At 41.1% G+C, this 15,572-nt stretch carries 13 protein-coding genes; 5 read left to right on the top strand and 8 right to left on the bottom strand.

Annotated features, from left to right (window positions below):
* Position 1: 1 nt before the first annotated feature.
* Positions 2-763, bottom strand: coding sequence for a 5'/3'-nucleotidase SurE (gene surE / locus WFY05_RS18180; protein ID WP_340114342.1), 762 nt, complete (start codon positions 761-763; stop codon positions 2-4).
* Positions 764-1,045: 282 nt separating this feature from the next.
* Here surE and WFY05_RS18185 point away from each other — a divergent pair, with 282 nt between their 5' ends.
* Entirely contained in the window at positions 1,046-2,170 is a 1,125-nt protein-coding gene (locus tag WFY05_RS18185; protein ID WP_340114343.1) for a saccharopine dehydrogenase family protein, read from the top strand.
* 44 nt (positions 2,171-2,214) lie between these two features.
* Complete coding sequence (locus WFY05_RS18190) at positions 2,215-4,959, top strand: alpha/beta hydrolase family protein (RefSeq protein ID WP_340114344.1); 2,745 nt, start codon at positions 2,215-2,217, stop codon at positions 4,957-4,959.
* A 69-nt stretch (positions 4,960-5,028) separates the two neighbouring features.
* Here the strand turns inward: WFY05_RS18190 and WFY05_RS18195 are convergent, their stop codons facing one another.
* The 7 genes from WFY05_RS18195 to WFY05_RS18225 form a co-directional block, all read right to left on the bottom strand.
* Positions 5,029-5,256 (bottom strand): putative signal transducing protein, encoded by a 228-nt coding sequence (locus WFY05_RS18195; RefSeq protein WP_340114345.1) that lies wholly within the window; start codon positions 5,254-5,256, stop codon positions 5,029-5,031.
* 29 nt (positions 5,257-5,285) lie between these two features.
* Positions 5,286-5,714 (bottom strand): SRPBCC family protein, encoded by a 429-nt coding sequence (locus WFY05_RS18200; protein ID WP_340114346.1) that lies wholly within the window; start codon positions 5,712-5,714, stop codon positions 5,286-5,288.
* Positions 5,715-5,750: 36 nt separating this feature from the next.
* Complete coding sequence (locus WFY05_RS18205) at positions 5,751-6,434, bottom strand: TonB-dependent receptor plug domain-containing protein (protein WP_340114347.1); 684 nt, start codon at positions 6,432-6,434, stop codon at positions 5,751-5,753.
* A 137-nt stretch (positions 6,435-6,571) separates the two neighbouring features.
* Positions 6,572-7,516 (bottom strand): glycosyltransferase family 2 protein, encoded by a 945-nt coding sequence (locus WFY05_RS18210; RefSeq protein ID WP_340114348.1) that lies wholly within the window; start codon positions 7,514-7,516, stop codon positions 6,572-6,574.
* Between the two features lie 90 nt (positions 7,517-7,606).
* Positions 7,607-8,500: a hypothetical protein gene (locus WFY05_RS18215; protein ID WP_340114349.1), complete on the bottom strand. Its 894-nt coding sequence runs from the start codon at positions 8,498-8,500 to the stop codon at positions 7,607-7,609.
* A 67-nt stretch (positions 8,501-8,567) separates the two neighbouring features.
* Complete coding sequence (locus tag WFY05_RS18220; protein WP_340114350.1) at positions 8,568-9,779, bottom strand: C1 family peptidase; 1,212 nt, start codon at positions 9,777-9,779, stop codon at positions 8,568-8,570.
* Positions 9,780-9,881: 102 nt separating this feature from the next.
* Entirely contained in the window at positions 9,882-10,460 is a 579-nt protein-coding gene (locus tag WFY05_RS18225; protein WP_340114351.1) for a DNA-3-methyladenine glycosylase I, read from the bottom strand.
* 338 nt (positions 10,461-10,798) lie between these two features.
* Here WFY05_RS18225 and WFY05_RS18230 point away from each other — a divergent pair, with 338 nt between their 5' ends.
* From WFY05_RS18230 to WFY05_RS18240, 3 genes are all read left to right on the top strand, one after another.
* Positions 10,799-11,689 (top strand): hypothetical protein, encoded by an 891-nt coding sequence (locus WFY05_RS18230; protein WP_340114352.1) that lies wholly within the window; start codon positions 10,799-10,801, stop codon positions 11,687-11,689.
* A gap of 403 nt (positions 11,690-12,092) precedes the next feature.
* Positions 12,093-14,051, top strand: coding sequence for a tetratricopeptide repeat protein (locus tag WFY05_RS18235; RefSeq protein WP_340114353.1), 1,959 nt, complete (start codon positions 12,093-12,095; stop codon positions 14,049-14,051).
* 173 nt (positions 14,052-14,224) lie between these two features.
* Entirely contained in the window at positions 14,225-15,496 is a 1,272-nt protein-coding gene (locus WFY05_RS18240; protein ID WP_340114354.1) for a replication-associated recombination protein A, read from the top strand.
* Positions 15,497-15,572: the final 76 nt, after the last annotated feature.

The following is a 15,572-nucleotide window of genomic DNA, read 5'->3' on the forward strand; positions in this document are numbered from 1 at the left end:
ATTAAAGTTCCCACTTTTTTAGTTCGTCGAGCGTATTGTAGCAAGTCATATCAACAGAAACGGGTACGACTGAAGCAAAATTGTTTTGAAGTGCATACAAATCTGTTTCAGTGGCTTCTTCTTCAAAATTTTTGAAATATCCTGCTAACCAGTGGTATTCGCGACCATGAGGATCTGTTCGTTTCTCGAACTCCTCCACCCATTTACCGTGAGCCTGCCTGCAAATTTTTATTCCTTTGGGTTTCCCTTTCGGAATATTCACATTCAGACAACTGAACTCGGGAATTCCATTTTCAATTACACTCTGAAAAACTTTTGCAACCACCATTTTTGCTTTCGAGAAATCAGCATCGGGGCTGTAGTCATCCAGCGAAAATCCGATGGAAGGTACTCCATGTAAACTTCCTTCAATAGCCGCTCCCATCGTTCCGCTGTAGATCACACTCACCGAAGCATTCGATCCGTGATTTATCCCCGAAACCACATAGTCCGGAGCCTTTTCAAGCAAATTATTGAAACTTAGTTTTACACTGTCAACAGGCGTACCGTTGCATTTGTAAGTTGGCACCCCATGTATTTTCTCCACCGGTGTTGCGCGCAAAGGATGATCGACCGTGATTCCGCAGGCTTTCCCCGACATTGAAATTTCGGAAGAAATTACAATTACATCCCCAAAAAGCTGCATCACTTCAACTAATTCGCGCAATCCCCTGGCATGAATGCCATCATCGTTCGTTACTAATATTAATGGTTTATCCGACATATTTTAATTTGAGTGAAGCACAAAGATAATTAGAATTTAACAGGGAAAAAGCGTTGCGTTAATTATAGTTTTTAGTAAAAAAAGTTGATGATCCATTCAATCTTTTTAAAGATTCTCGTGGAAATAGACAATCGAGTCCCGGCTCTTATCGAAAAACTGAGCATATTTCTCATTTTTTATTTTCTTTTATTAGTTTCAAGGTTCGAAACCGATTCTACCTGACCTTGAAATTTTTGGCATTACTGAATTTACACAACACCAATTTTATACTTATTACAAGCTATGAAAAAAAGAATTGTAGTATTGGGAGCCGGTCTTGTTGGAAGTGCAATCGCCAGGGACCTTTCAAAATTGCACGACGTAACCAGTATTGACAGTAATCCCGGGGCATTTGAAACGTTCGGCCGATATCCGAATATCAGAACCGTAACAGCGAACCTTGATGATCCACAAAAATTAAAAGCTCTGGTTGCAGATTTCGACCTGGTAGTTGGAGCAGTGCCCGGATTTATGGGTTACCAAACCATGAAGGCAGTTATTGAATCCGGAAAAAATATGGTCGACATTTCTTTTATGCCCGAAGATTTTCTTCAGTTAAACGGGTTGGCACAAAAACACAAAGTGAGTGTTGTTGCCGATTGTGGCGTGGCTCCCGGTATGGGAAACATAATTCTGGGACACCATAATAAATTGATGCAGGTAAAATCGTACGAATGCCTGGTGGGTGGTTTACCCTTAAAACGCGAGTGGCCCTACGAATACAAAGCCGTATTTTCTCCCATCGATGTCATTGAAGAATACATTCGCCCGGCGCGCTTTATCCAAAATTATGAAATGGTCACGCGCGAAGCCCTTTCAGATACGGAATTGGTGCACTTCGATGAAGTGGGTACACTCGAATCGTGGAACTCGGACGGGTTGCGTTCGTTGATGCAAACCATGAAAAATGTTCCCGACATGATTGAAAAAACTTTACGCTATCCGGGTTGCGTTGAATACCTTAAAGTACTCCGTGAGTCGGGATTCTTTTCTTACGAAGAAATGGACGTAAACGGCACAAAAATTCGCCCTATCGATATAACAGCAAAATTGTTATTCCCGAAATGGAAACTCAAGGAAGGCGAAGAAGATTTTACAATCATGCGCATTAAAATTACCGGCATCGAAAATGGCGAAGAGAAAACCTATACCTATAATTTGTTCGACCGTTTCGATCGAGAAAACAAAATTATTTCGATGGCACGAACAACCGGTTATACGTGCACTGCTGTTGCCAACCTTATGGTCGATGGCGGATTTGATGAATTTGGCGTTCATGCTCCCGAAATAGTCGGCGCCGGAGCCGGTAATCTGGCTTACATCCTAAAATACCTCGAAGAACGAAATGTGATTTATAAAATCCGATAATTCATATCACTTAAAAATACGTCTTTTCAACATTTATTCTTACTATGAAAAAAATTACTGCACTCGCCTTATTACTGCACGTCGGCAGCGTTGTATTTGCACAATCCGTGAAACGTCCGTTAACTTTTGACGACATCCTGAAATGGAACCGAATCACTGAAACCCATCTTTCAAACGATGGCAATTATATCGTTTACAAGGAAGAACCATGGAAAGGTGACCCGGTTTTAAAAATTACAACTCCGGATGATGACGAAGTAGAAGCAATAGACTGTGCCACCAATGCGAAAATTACCGCCGATTCAAAATTTGTGATTTTTACGCTGAAGTCTCCCGAGGATAACATTCGAATGTTAAAACTAAAAAAGACCAAGAAAGAAGATCTGCCCAAAGATAAACTTGCGATTTATGAGCTTAAAACAGGAAAGTTAGAAAAGATTGACAGTTTAAAATCGAGGAAGGTTCCTGAAAAATGGAGTGGCTGGATAGCTTATCAAACGATACCTCAAAATGGGGATGACAAGAACGGTAAAAAGTATGCTCCTTTGTTTATCAGAAATCTTGAAAATGGCGAGCTTACCGAAATTCCAGCCGTAAGCAATTACGAACTGGCCGAAGAAAAAGAAGTGCTGGCCTATATTTCGGAAGGCGATAGTACATTTGATGCGGGTGTCTATGTAGTCGACCTCATTAAAAATGAGCAACAAAAAGTGCTGGATGGCAAGGGAAAGTTCGAACAGCTAACATTGAATAAAACCGGAGAAAAACTAGCTTTTTTAGCAGATACTACTGGTTCTGAAGAAGCAGAATATTCGCTTTACCTATCCGCTGGCGAAACGGCCCAGATCATCCTTGATAATTCGGATGCAGCAATTCCCGGGAATTGGATCATCAGCGAAAACGGTCGTCTTTCGTTCTCTGAAAATAACAAGCGACTGTTTTTTGGGACAGCTCCGGCAAAAGCGCCAAAAGATACCACCATTTTGGAAGAAGAAATTCCGGTACTGGATATCTGGCACTGGAACGAGGAAGAACTCCACACTGTTCAGCTTAATAACAAATCGGGCGATGAAAAAAAGACTTACCTGGCCGTGGTTCATCTTGATGAAAAGCACACCGTACAGTTAGAGACCGAATTTTTTACAGGTATTCGTCCCATTAAAGATGGCGATGCCGATCAACTGCTGGCCTGGTCCAACCGCCCTTATGCCGTTCAATCGATGTGGGAAGGAAGTCCCCGTCATCTCGATTTCTACCTCATAGATATTAATACCGGCGAGGCAGAAAAGTTTAAAGAGGATTGCCGCGCACGCCCGATGGTTTCGCCCGAAGGAAAATTTGTTTACTGGTACGACGCCATGGATACCACCTGGATTACCTACGACATTGCCAACGGAAAAGAATATTGCATTACAACTTCTGAAACGGTCCAGGTAGCCAACGAATTAAACGATATTCCCAATCCACCCGGCTCTTACCGGACAGCCGGATGGATGGAAAATGATGAAGCGCTTTTGGTGTACGACCGTTTTGATATCTGGAAAGTGGATCCAACAAATTCCATTAAACCGGAGAATATTACCAAAAACGGAAGAGCATCGAAAGTGAATTACCGGCTGGTTCGTTTTAATCCTGAACCAAATGAAGGAATCGATCCCGACGAAGAGCTGATTTTAAAAGCCCACAACGAAGTAACACGTGCAGACTCTTATTTCACTTTCGATCCGGAAAAACCCGGCACTCAGAAAGTTTTACTGGCCGAAAACATGAAGCTGGGAACACCTAAAAAAGCAAAAGAAGCCGGGTTAGTTGTATTCACTGAGGAAAATTTCGAAACCTATCCCAACCTGCTGGCCAGCGACCTGAGTTTCAAAAATCAAAAACAGATCTCTGATGCGGCTCCACAGCAAGTTGAATTTATATGGGGAACTGCGGAACTGGTGAGCTGGCGCTCGTTAGACGGGCTGGAACTGGAAGGAACTTTACACAAACCCGAAAACTTTGATCCCGACAAGAAATACCCGCTTATCGTCAATTTTTATGAAAAGAGTTCGCAGGGATTGCTAAACTATCGCATGCCGGAGAACAATCGCTCAACCATTGATTACCACTACTACACCAGCAATGGTTATGTCATTTTCAATCCCGATGTGTATTACAAAGAAGGTTATCCGGGCGAATCGGCATTTAACTGTGTTATGCCCGGTGTAAACAAAGTGGTTGAAATGGGATTTATTGATCCCGAACGGATTGGTGCGCAAGGACATAGTTGGGGAGGCTATCAAGTGGCTTACCTAGCCACACGAACCAACATGTTCGCCGCTATTGAATCGGGAGCTCCGGTTGTTAATATGTTCAGTGCCTATGGTGGTATTCGCTGGGGATCAGGACTCAACCGCTCCTTCCAGTACGAGCACACACAAAGCCGGATTGGAAAATCGATTTGGGAAGCACCACTACGCTACCTCGAAAATTCGCCCTTATTCACTGCCGATAAAATTGAAACTCCGATCCTTATCATGCACAACGACGACGACGGAGCCGTGCCATGGTATCAGGGAATCGAGTTTTTTATTGCCTTGCGCAGAATGGGAAAACCAAGCTGGTTACTTAATTACAATGAAGCCGATCACTGGCCATTAAAAGTGCGTGACAAGCATGATTTCCAGATCCGAATGGCGCAGTTTTTTGATCATTATTTAAAAGGCCATCCCATGCCAATATGGATGAAAGAAGGTGTTCCAGCCACTAAAAAGGGCATTGAAATGGGTTACGACCTCGAAGATTAGAATGACACTGTTTTAAATAAGAAAGGCTGTATCAGAATTCACAATGGACTTCATTACTTCTGATACAGCCTATTTTATTGAGTTGAATATCTCTATTGCCTCCGCAACATCCTCTTCCATTACACGGAGTTCAATTCCGATATTTGTTGGGCTACCTCGATAAATACCGTCAACGGTACTGGTAATCTCATTCACCAGCATATACCGGATACCAGCTTCATCCAGCATTTCTTTAAACAGAATGTATTTCATATCGAAATTACTGGTAAATGAAGCTATGGTTACAGGATTGCTCATTTTAGTTTTTGTTAATGGTTCTGCTCAATCTACGAATTATTTTCAAGATAAGATTTTAAACGTTCCCGAATAAAAAACTCCCAGCCTCCAACACAACTTTCGCGCTTAAATTCGGGAATATCATCCGGAAAATCTTCAAGCACTTTCATGGTCAGGATCAGTTCTGTATGGCCGGATTTTTCTTCCAGTTCGAAAATTACAATGGAATCTCCGGGGTATTCAGCGTATTTCCAGTTTACGACCAGTTTTTTGCCGGGTATAGCTTCTTCTACTTCCCACAAATGGGTAAAAATCCGATCTCTGGATACGACTTCAAATTTAGATCTGGCCCCCACTTCCGCACGAAACGCATCGATATTATCGAAATACCACTGTTTCATCTCTTCAAGAACGGTAAGCACTGCCCACACTTTTTCGTCAGAAGCAGCAAAAGATTCTCTAATTATTACCGGTTCCATAAATATTTTGAGATAAAAAATTAAGTGAAGATTTTACTACTCATCGCCGCCTTTACGGGTTTCGATGATTACTACACCGTTAGCCCCACGTGAGCCGTAAATGGCCGAACTCCCATCTTTAATGATATTGATGCTTTGAACATTAGTGGGAGACAACGCTTCTAAAATGGCTTTATCCGTAGGTACTCCATCAACAACGATAAGGGCCGCACTGCTCAGGTTGATCGAATTCTGACCACGAATAATGATATCTCCATTAGCGTCGACCTTAACACCTGCAAAACGCCCTCTGATTAAATCGTACATATTGGTGTACTGCGAAAAATCCACATCATTTCTTGTAAGTTGAGCCAGTGCATTCAGTTTTTCAGCATCTTTTACATAGCCGTATCCAATGGCATATTCCCGGGCATTTTCGGTAGGTTTAAGTTTCAGATTGATCATCACCAACTTGGTTTTATCTTCCAGTTTTACATTCTGAGTATAAAATCCTTTGGCCGTTACTTTTAACCGGTCTTTGCTATCAACCAAAACCGAAAAACGCCCCAAAGTATCGGTCGGCACAACCTGTTTTGTACTCTTTACTATTACTTCGGCACCAATCAATGGAATGCTGTCGAAAGTAGTTACCAGCCCCTGGATTAACCTATCCTGTGCTCCGGCCGATAAGGCTGAACCGATTATAAGAATTGCAATAAATGCGGATCTTAACTTTGTCATGATGATTTTAGTTTTTATTTTATCAGAAGTCCTTTAGACTATAGACAGTCTACAATAATCATACCCCTAATAATCCGCTCAAGATAATCAGATTGAACATAAATTGCAACGAAATGTAACGCTCACAACATCGCAATTTACTTTTCGATGGCGGGGCTGACATTTTTAACCCGGTATGGTTTCTTTTTCTGCGATTCGAAATAAGTACGCATTTGTACCTCGGCTATAATACCCGTTGTTATAAACTGAATACCTCCCAAAACCAATAAGATGCCAAGAAGCAACAGAGGTTTTCCCCAGATATCGTTACCCATTATTTTCAGGATAAGCAGGTAAAAATTGATGAGCACTCCGATTCCAAGTGTTATAATCCCAATGTTTCCGAAAAAGTGCATGGGTCGTTGCATGTATTTTTTAAAGAAAACCATAAGGATAAGGTCACTCATTACACGCGTTGTACGACTCAGGTTGTATTTTGAACTGCCAAACTCACGGGGACGATGGTTCACATCGGTTTGCGTAATTTTAGTAGCTCCTTCCAGTGTAATTAATGCCGGAATATAACGGTGAAGTTCTCCATAAATATGAATGCTCTTTATGGTTTCGTTTGTAAAAATTTTGAGCGTGCATCCAAGGTCTTTCATATGAATTCCGGTAGCTCTGCGAATTAAATAGTTCGCCACTTTCGAAGGTACTTTTCTCAGAAACATCCCGTCCTGTCGGTTGGCTCTAACACCGGCTACCATGTCCCAACCTTCATTTTCTATCATCTTCAGCATCCGTGGCACATCGGCCGGATCGTTTTGAAGATCGCCATCGATCAGTGCAATGTACTCGCCTTCGGCCTGATCGATACCGGCCTGCAATGCTGAGCTTTGTCCGTAATTGCGTTTCAATTCAACAAGGATAAAGCGCTCGTCATTGATTTTTCTGATCTCTTCGCGCGTGTTATCGGTTGATCCGTCGTCGACAAAAACGGCTTCGTAATCAAGACCATCCAATGCTGCCTTAATCTGATCGGAAAGTGGTTTAATGTTTGGCTCTTCATTCCAAACACATATTACCAGGGATAGCTTCTTCATGATTCTATTAAATTTGTAGCTCCTTCTTTGTTTAAATTTCCATAAATCGGAAACGATGCAAACTTACGCAATCTTGCCTGAAAATAAGGACTATTTGACAGGATTTAACTTCCAGATAAAAGAGAAACGAATGGTTCGGTATAACCAATCGTGCAATCCGTGTTGATATTGTATCCTGAATGCTTTTTTCTCGTAGTCCTTTCGTACTTCAGTATTCAATTGCATAGGCCGGTCGCCGTTGTTTTTGTATCCGTAGTAGCCTGACCACGAACCAGTAATTCTCCAACCATTTTTTTTCAAATCGGCTCCAACTCCATACAAAAGTGCATCATTCTGCAGCATAAGTTCGTCGTTGGTTTGCCAACTATAGAAACCAATCATACCATAAGGCCGAAAAACCATATGTTCTGCTGATCCGAAATCTTCCGAAATACTAAGATCGAAGAAATACCCCGGAGCATCGGAATAACGTACGGCCTCCAAATTGGTACCCGAAGCCGTTTTTAATGCTGCCCTTAATAAGGTATTCGGAAACTTTCGGTCTTTTACCAATTGAATTAAGGTAGTAAAATAAAAATCGCCAATAGCAGTTCCCTTACCGTCCTTATCGCGAGAAACTCGTTCGTTTCTTATTTCTTCAGTGTAGGCATAATGCTCGAACAGTACTCCGTACATTTCGATGGCAATTTTCCCGTTGGCAAACGGGATGTAGGCTGTTCCCGACAAATCCTGCGTGGGATCGCCACCATGGAAATGATTGGAAGCGGTCAGTTCGATTTCTGATTCGTTGCTAAGAAACCCGCGTTTAACCTCGGGAACAGGCAAAGCATTCGGTCCGAGATAGGCAGGCGAAATCGTCAGCCAGTTTCGCCAACCCGGCATGCCCGATTCCCAACCATGCAGGTCGTTCCACCAGCTCCAGTCTTCCTGGGCCGACAGACCGGTACTTATAAAAACCAATAAAATGATTAAGAAATTCCTCATTTCGACGAATTGAGCCCCAAAGATAAAAAAACCCTTCAGAAAAAATCTGAAGGGTTTCCTATTTGAACTAAAGCTCAAGCTTTTCTCTTATACTCTGGGGTATACCGTCCTTGTGCACCATAATGCACATTGTTTTGTAAGTCACATATGGTTTCGAGGCGTAAAAATATCCGTTGTATTTGTTGTAATCGCCCCACGAATTTTTCACTTTATAAAACACATCACCTTCCTGATCGGTAGCCGTTCCAATAATGTGCATTCCATGATCATCAGTTGTTTGGTAATTGTCGAACGCCGACTGACGCATAGCTTGCGTAACATTTAATTCCGGAACCGGTTGATCAAGCTTATACAATTCTTTTTCCTTTTCTTTTTCAGGCAGCGATTCCCAACGGGCAATTTCAGCATTGTCCATATCTTCGCTTGGTGCTGCCGGTAAAACCGCAACGCCTTTGTTACTGGTGGCAAATCCCTTCTCGCTAACATCGGCTGCCCACGCTACGGTGAATCCGTTGTTTAACGAGTAATCTATAATCGAATCTAACTCTTCGAGTGGTACATTATACACCTGATCCCACGACCAGTTGTCCGGTACTTCAAGGATAAATTTCGAATAAAAGGGATGATGTGTGTATGAAGTAATCTCGACGTAATCATCCATATTCAAACCAACATAATCGCTGGCAAAACTTTGTGGCGTATATTGTTTTCCTTCGTATTCAAATTTTTCGGGAAGTTCACCCAGGTATGAATTCAGGGTTTCTTCAATAGAGTGATGCCAGGCAGTGCTGAGTTTACGGTTTTTATTCTCAACAACCGCATCAACATGCTGCTTCAAAACACGATCCATTTCTCCGTGCACGTGTTTCTCTTCTCCGTATTCCAACCCGTCGTAAACCGATTCAGGAACAATCCCGAATTGTTTGATCATGTTGGTAACATCGTGAAATGCACCTCCGGCCGAGAAATTCAGATTACCATGAACGCGCACATGCTTTTTCGCTTTTTCCGAATAAGTGTGCCAAACGACAAACATTTCAGAAAGATCGACTTTGGGTTTACCCAAACGTAACATCTCGGATTCTAAAAATGATAAAGCCGAAAATGACCAACATGTACCCGACCGGTACTGGTCTTTTACCGAAGTTGATGGCAGGTCGATATCTTCTTCAAAGACATAACCTTTAATTTTGTCCTTTTTATCAGATTCGTTTTCAGCATATAAACTTAATGTGATGACCGTAAGAACTACGGTTAACAAACAACGCAAATTCTTCATAAAAATTACCCCTCTAACTCAACAGGAAACAAAAATAATAATTTATTTGAATTGAGAAAAAATCTGTTAAAATTTGAAAAGAGTCTAAATATAAACAGTGAATCAAACAGTTAGGTTTTTCTGGACTTCATTGTACCGGTGACAATATGTCAAGTGATCGTTCACCATTCCTGTAGCCTGCATGTGGGCGTAAATTACGGTTGAACCCACAAATTTAAAACCGCGTTTTTTAAGGTCGGCTGAAATGCGATCTGATAATTCGGTTTTTGCCGGAAGCTCTTTTATCGATTGAAAAGAATTAACAATGGGTTCATAATTCACAAAGCCCCAGATGTATTTATCGAAGCTGCCAAAATCTTTTTGAATCGCCAAAAATCGCTGCGCATTGTTTACGCAGGCAGCTATTTTTTGCTTATTTCTGATGATGGATTTATCCTGAACTAGTTCGGCCAGTTTATTTTCGTCGTATGCAGCCACAATCTCAGGATCGAAATGATCGAAAGCCCTTCGGAAGTTCTCGCGTTTGTTCAACACGATCTGCCAGCTTAATCCGGCCTGAAAACCTTCGAGCACAAAAAATTCAAATAATTTCTGATCGTCGTGAAGCGGCACTCCCCACTCTTCGTCGTGGTATTTTATCATTAATTCGTTCGAGGTTCCCCAGTCGCATCGTTTACACATAGATCTTGATATATATTTTTTACTCAAATTGTAGCCTTCCGTCTTATGTGATCCTTTTTAAAAATCGGACAGTTTAAATTTAGACAATTTATTAATTTTAAACTGTACTATGATGAAATCAACTATTTGTGAAAAAAATCCGATTGCCCAAAATTCGACAATCCCGGAAAAAACGTTTACCATTTTAGTTGATTTTAATTCGTACATTTATTGAAATACTATAATTTAAAATGAGATAGAACATTAGGCTTATCAGACGTCTCCCAACCACATATTTTGTTTTAGTTCATTTACAAATTGAATAATATTTCTGCTATACCTTTACCAAAATATTTATCATGAATATATTTTTGTGCAACAGAATTTTACACTATATAAAATTTCAAAGGTGGCTTAAGATAAAGTTTTTTCTTCTAGGTCTGGTTATTGGACTCACTGTTTGCGCCAAAGACAAAAATAATACATCGAAATCTGACACGCTGGATTATTCATGGGAACGTTTTTCCTTTGATTTTGGTGGTTATCTAACAGGATTAAACAGCGATATTCAACTTGAAAGTCAAAAGGTTGGATTAGGTGTAAATGTTAATTTTGAAGATGCGCTTGGGTTAAAAAACACATCCACGGTTTTACGCAGTGAGATACATTATAATTACGGAAAAAGGAGGCAGCATACAGTAGATTTGGAGTATTTTGGTTTATTCAGGTCGGCCCATAAGGTTTTGAAATCAGATATTGAAATTGGAGATCAGGTCTTTCCTGTTGGCACTGAATTGAACAGTAGATTTAACTTGCAAATCTATAAAGCCAAATACTCTTATGCCTATTTCCAGGATAAGCGTGTGAAACTGGATGCATCGTTTGGTTTATATGTTATGCCAATCACCTTTTCTGCTAAGGCATTGAATTTGAATGGAACAGCGACTAAATTTGTTGCTCCATTACCAATAGTTGGTATTGGAAGTACATTTGCCATTACACCAAAATTATATCTTGAACAAAATATTGATTTTTTATACCTGAAAATATCAAACTTCAAAGGACTTATTACTGATATCAATTTTCGTATTGAATACAATGCCTGGAAACATTTTGGATTTGCAACAGGCATTAATAGTTTTCATTTATATGTAAATGCATATGACTCGAAACATAAATTTCTAGATTTTAAAGGTACATTAAAAACAAGTCATACTGGATTGTTATTTTACGCGAAATATTATTTCTAGAATGGATCCGACACATACAATACTGAACAGGTTAGCCTTAAATCTCATTCTTTTGATTGGGGTAAATATAGTAATGATTCTAAATCAATAAATGCCAGATGAATTTAATAAAACGTTCCGGATCGAATTGATTAAAAGCTCTTCGAAAATTTCTGGGTCTAATCAATACAAAACAACTCTATCAGGAATAAAAACTTTCGACCATAATAAACTTAATCTATTTTTGAGTGCTATACTGCGAAATCCCCACTCTTCGTCTTGGTATTTGATCATTAAATCATTCTTGGTTCCCCAATCGCATCGTGTACACGTAAAAACATTTTTGCTAAAAGTTAAATAAAATTAAGCAGAACAACAGCGGAGCCCCTAAAATGTTATTTTTGTTTGTTCAGTAAAAAACAGGATGAAGAAGATATCGATAATTTTCATAATGCTGCTGTCCTTCAGTTTTTTGGCAGAGGCACAATTAAACATCAATCATTTTATACGGGTAGGTCGCACCCGGATTTCGATTGGGAATTATACAGGGGCTATTGAATATTTCAACATTGTAATTGAATTTAAACCTTATCTGGCCGAAGCTTATTTGTACCGGGGTGTGGCCAAGCATTCGCTCGAAGATTACCGTGGAGCCATTGAAGATTACGACAAAGCCATTGAAATAAAACCTTATTACCCGATGGCCTACAACAACCGCGGAATGGCTTATCACAATCTTCGCCGATACGATAAAGCCATTGAAGATTACAACCGGGCACTGGAATTCGATCCGAACGATGAAACCATTTACAACAACCGGGGAATTGCCAAACTCGCGCTTAAAAATATGGAGGGTGCCATTGAGGATTACAACAAGGCGCTTGATATAAATCCGAAATCGACACACGCATTAATGAACCGCAGCAATGCAAAAATTGTAAACGGCGATATCGAGGGAGCGATAAAAGACCTGAATCAGGTAATTATCATTCGTCCGCACTATGCCGCAGCTTATTTAAACCGTGGTCTTGCCCGTTTCGAACTGGAAGATTATGCTTCGGCATTGCGCGATTACGATCAGGCCATTCGGTTCGATCCGGAAAATGCACTTGCTTTTAATAACCGGGCCATTGTAAAACATAAGTTGGAAGATTACGAAGGCGCCGTTATGGATTACGATATGGCCATCCAGCTGAATCCCGAAATGGCGAGTGCTTATTTTAACCGTGCTATGGCTCGCGAAATACTTGGTCGCCCGGGGTTTGAAAACGACTACCAGATTGCAGCGAAACTTAATCCGCAATTCGATTTAAGCCGCCGAAGAATTGATGCCGAACAACTGGCACAACAACAAAAGCAACAGTCGGGGAATTCGCAGCAGCAGAATTCAAACACACAACAGCAAAACGCCGCTAATTCGGCAGGACAGACAACGGCCCAAAATAATGCAGAAAAAGACAACAAGCAAAGCGATGAAGATACAAAGGAACGCGCCGAGAAGGAACGCGCCGAAGAACGCCGTCGCCGCCAAATTGTGCGTGACCTCGTAATTGAAGATACCCGGGATCTTCCGGAAGAAGTAGAGGTGGATGACGGACGCATTCAGAATAAAAACATAGTCATTGAATTGCAGCCGCCCTTTTTTATATCGGCCTTCGAAAAAAATGCCGTGGATTACGATCGCTTCCAGTATTACAACCTGGCCATCGACGATTTGAATGCCGAAAATAATTACAATCCACTGTTATCGATCACCAATAAACCGGTAACAAGTTACCAATCAGTATTTGAGAATTTCATTCTGTTTTTTAACGAGAAAATCGCGGTTCAGCCCAATGCGTCAAATTATTTAAATCGGGGTATTTTTTACAGTCTGACCGAAAATTACAACCGGGCAATGGAAGATCTGAACAAGGCCATTGACCTTGACGAACGTCTGGGACTGGCTTATTTTGCACGGGCAAACTGTGCCTACAGAATTCAGGAACAAATTGAGCTGATCAGTGAATCGCAAAGTAATAATGTTTCCATTTCGATGACCAATCGTTTAAATGACACCGATGATGATGAATCGGATGTTGTAGCACATAATTACGACCGGATATTGGAAGATTACCAGATCGCTTTGTTTTTAAACCCCAAGTTCTTTTTTGGATATTACAACCGGGCATACATTAAACTCCGATTGAACGATTACCGCGGCGCAGTGGAAGATTTAAACCGTGCCATTGACCTGGAACCTGAATTTGCTGAAGCCTATTTTAACCGTGGCCTTACAAAAATATTCCTCAACGATATTGAAGAAGGAGCACTGGATTTAAGCCGTGCCGGAGAATTGGGAATCGATGGGGCGTATAATATTATTAAACGGTATTGTAATTAAGTTCGGATTGACAGAAGGTTGAAGCAGATTGAGGACGATTGTTAAACTGATAAGTTCTAAAATTGAAATATGCATGCTGCTGACATCTAAATCCACTCTATTAAATTTGATTTTTTACTTTTGACTTTTCAGTTTTCCCTTTTTACTTTGTACTTCTTACTTTTGACTTAAATATGAATCAACCACTCGCAGAACGACTTCGCCCCAAGACGCTTGATGATTACATCGGGCAGGAACACCTGGTGGGCAAAAATGCCGTTATGCGCAAGATGATCGAATCGGGAAATATTACTTCACTTATTTTGTGGGGACCACCCGGCGTAGGAAAAACCACACTGGCTAAAATTATTGCCAATACTTTGAAACGTCCGTTTTTTACTTTGAGTGCAATCAATTCAGGAGTAAAAGATATTCGCGAGGTAATCGAGAAAGCCAAAAAGCAACAATTTTTTAGCCGGCCAAATCCCATTCTTTTTATCGACGAGATCCATCGCTTTAGCAAATCGCAACAAGATTCGCTTTTGGGTGCGGTTGAAGACGGCACCATCACCTTAATTGGTGCCACTACCGAGAATCCATCGTTTGAGGTGATCTCTCCCCTGCTCTCGCGTTGCCAGGTTTATATTCTGAATCACCTCGACAAAAGTGCACTGCTTAAAATTGTGAAACAGGCCGCGAAAAAAGATTTGTTACTTAAAGAAAAGAAAATAACGATCCGCGAAGACCAGGCCATGTTGCGTTTTTCGGGAGGCGATGCACGCAAACTGCTGAATGTGGTTGAACTGGTTGTATTGGGTGAGGAAAGTAACAACATCGTTATTACCGATAAAAAAGTAACCGACCGGCTGCAGAAGAATCTGGCCATTTACGATAAGAAAGGCGAAATGCATTACGACATCATTTCGGCATTTATTAAGAGTATCCGCGGTGGCGATCCTGATGCGGCGGTATACTGGCTGGCAAGAATGCTCGAAGGTGGCGAAGACATTAAATTCATTGCACGCCGTTTGTTGATTCTGGCTGCTGAAGATGTTGGATTGGCCAATCCAAATGCATTGTTGCTGGCTCAGAACACATTTGATGCTGTACATAAAACAGGAATGCCCGAAGCACGAATCATCCTTTCGGAATGTGTGATTTACCTAGCCACTTCACCCAAAAGCAATTCAGCTTACGAAGCGATCGATGCGGCTATATCGATGGTCCGGCGAACAGGCGATCTCCCGGTTCCTTTGCACATCCGCAATGCTCCAACTAAGCTGATGAAGGAAATCGGTTATGGCAAAGATTATAAATATGCCCATGCTTACGACGGTAATTTTGTAGAACAGGATTTTCTGCCGGAAACCATCAAAACAGAACGCTTCTATCATCCACAAAAAAACGCGACGGAGCTCAAAATTCTGGAACGTTTGAAAAAGTGGTGGGGGAAACGATTTGAGTGATTGGAAATTCACAAAGCCTGATTCCATATAATTCTGATCCGGTTCCACATTCCGGTAATGCGCATTGCAAATATCC

Source organism: Maribellus mangrovi (assembly GCF_037646455.1).
Lineage (GTDB): Bacteria > Bacteroidota > Bacteroidia > Bacteroidales > Prolixibacteraceae > Draconibacterium > Draconibacterium mangrovi_A.